The sequence below is a fragment of the Bacillus sp. LR--39 genome, assembly GCF_053613335.1.
Window position 1 is genome coordinate 1 of sequence record NZ_JBSIOT010001443.1, and the last position, 546, is coordinate 546.

At 47.4% G+C, this 546-nt stretch carries 1 protein-coding gene; it reads right to left on the bottom strand.

Features of this window, described 5'->3' with window-relative positions; translation table 11 throughout:
- Nucleotides 1-469: glycosyltransferase family 2 protein (locus tag ACWHAR_RS31025; RefSeq protein WP_452088925.1), on the bottom strand; the 469-nt coding region annotated here is incomplete at its 3' end.
- Nucleotides 470-546: the final 77 nt, after the last annotated feature.

A 546-nucleotide genomic window follows, 5' to 3' on the forward strand; every position in this document is an offset into this window, starting at 1 on the left:
CTCTGACCTTCCCTTCGAATAACGCCTTGATATAGTGCTCCTTCGGCTGATCCTGATAGGTTTGGGCAATGTCTGAGTCCATGGTTTTGCCAGTGTCCTCAAACTCTGCGGCGTAATTGCAAATGACCAGATCAGTTTTATCGCCTGCTGCCCGGAGCATCTGCTCGCAATAATCAGGCTCAATCCAATCGTCTGAATCGATAAACGCGATAAATTCGCCGCGTGCCGCCTCAATGCCTTTATTCCGAACCGCACCGAGACCCTGGTTCTCTTGATGAATCACCTTGAACCTGTTGTCCATTTTGGCGTATTCTTCGGCGATATCCGGGCTGGCGTCTGCTGAACCGTCATTAACAATGATGATTTCTATATTGTCCACTGTCTGGTTCCGCAGTGATTCGAGGCACGTTCTGATATATGTTTCTGTGTTATAAACAGCGACTAACAGACTAACCGCAGGTATTTCCATAATCACCGGCTCCTCTTGCATAAATTACCGGGAAAAAATCGTTCTGTAAGGCAGAACGGATGAATCAACCGGCATAA